This is a genomic window from Xanthobacter sp. BG11Y11_SDJG (assembly GCF_057364445.1).
On the sequence record NZ_JBNFNU010000627.1, the window covers coordinates 1 to 1,604 of the forward strand.

Genomic DNA, 1,604 nt, shown 5'->3' on the forward strand with positions numbered 1-1,604 from the left:
CTAGCGGGCGAGCGCGAGGGAGATGCGTCGGATCATCGGGCGTCGGCCCCCCTTGTCGAAAAGCTGCTGGATGCGCCGGACCGCGGCGCCGAGACTGGCGGCGGCCTCCGCCCGGCGGTCGAGGAGGCGGAAGTTCGGGCCGGCCACCGAGACGCCGAGCCGCTCGCCGTCCAGCACGAGCGGCATGCCCACGGCGAGCACGTCGGGCGTGAATTCGGACAGGTTCTCGAACCACCCGCGCTGCGCCGAGGCGACGATGTCGGCCTCCACCGCGGCGGCGTCCGGCAGCGTCGCGTCGCGGAACTTGGTGAAGGCGATGGCCTCGAATAGGCGGGCGCGTTCCGCCGGCGTGTAGAGGCTGAGGATGGCCTTGCCGACCGAGGTGGCCTGCACCGGGCGGCGGTCGCCCACCTGGGCGAAGTAGCGCACCGGATGCTGGCTCTCGATGACCTCGAGATAGACGATCTCCCCATCCATCCGGTGGCCGAGCAGGACGGTCTCGCCGGTCTCCTCCTGGAGCCGCGCCAGCTCCGGCCGGATGCGGTCCACGAACGGATCGTTGCGGGCGATGTCCTGCGCCAGCACCAGCAGGCGCCGGGTGGGGTAGTAGCCGCCCCAGGCGCGCATCTCGTGGATCAGCCCCTTCGCCTCCAGCGTCTCCAAGAGATTGAAGGTCGAGGATTTCGGCAGGCCCAGCGCCTCGCTGATCTGCGACAGCGTGCGCGCCGGCCGACGGCTGCGAACAGCTCCAGGATGGCGAGGAGGTTGTCGACCTGTTTCACGATCATGAACTTTTTTTCAGGTGCACGAACGAAAGAGTCAAGATGGAGATTGCATTGCGGCGCAACCGCGTCTTTTGCGACGCAACGTCCCGCTCTGGTGGCCGGCGCAGAGGAGAAGTGGCAGCGGGTTGTGGACTCGGGCGCTGGAGACACAACGGTCGGCGCGCGCGTCATGGGCGCCACCGAAATACCGTCATTCGCTTCTTGACGGCGCGACGTGCGGAGCAGCAGGCGCGCGCGGCGCCCGGACGCGCTGCGGCGCAGCAACATTTTCCAGTGGAAAGCAGTCGGTTTTCGGCCCGATCAGGATCGGTCAGCGCCCCAGCGCGGCGCTCACAGCAGGCCGAGCTGGCGCAGCTCCCGGCGCAGGTGTTCGGGCAGGTCCGCGCCGGCGCCGCCGGCGGCGAGGTCGGCCGGCGCATCCTTGGCCGCCAGATAGCGCCACCCCTGGAAGGCCCGCGATGGGCGGGGCACCACGGGAACCACCTCCGGGTCCAGCACCAGATGGCAGCGGCGAATGCCGTCGCCGTCGACGAACGGACGGATGGCCAGAAGTGCCTGCCGGGCGCTCAGCTGGCCCTTGATCACCCAGTAGAGCGAGCCGCCGTCGAGCAGGTCGCCGGTGCGCGTCGGCACCATGCGGGTGGTGTGGGTCTGCTCGTAGACGCGCCCGGCCACGGCGCGGCCGCGCGCCGCTCGGCGATCCAGGACGCGAGATCGGCGATGGAGTCCGCGCCGACGCACAGCTTGAGCAGGTGAAGCGGCATGGCTCCTTGGGACCTCGCGCCTGAAGGGGGACGGCGGCGCCGCTATTGCGCGGCG

The 1,604-nt window shown here is 70.3% G+C and carries 1 protein-coding gene and 2 pseudogenes; all 3 read right to left on the bottom strand.

Annotation, left to right across the window (positions count from 1 at the left end):
• Positions 1–627: an IclR family transcriptional regulator gene (locus AC2W7M_RS25120; protein ID WP_486135796.1), complete on the bottom strand. Its 627-nt coding sequence runs from the start codon at positions 625–627 to the stop codon at positions 1–3.
• Positions 628–645: 18 nt separating this feature from the next.
• A pseudogene (locus AC2W7M_RS25125) lies at positions 646–729 on the bottom strand (helix-turn-helix domain-containing protein); the annotation flags it as partial.
• 386 nt (positions 730–1,115) lie between these two features.
• Positions 1,116–1,549 (bottom strand): annotated as a pseudogene (locus AC2W7M_RS25130) (DUF1489 family protein).
• Positions 1,550–1,604 lie beyond the last annotated feature (55 nt).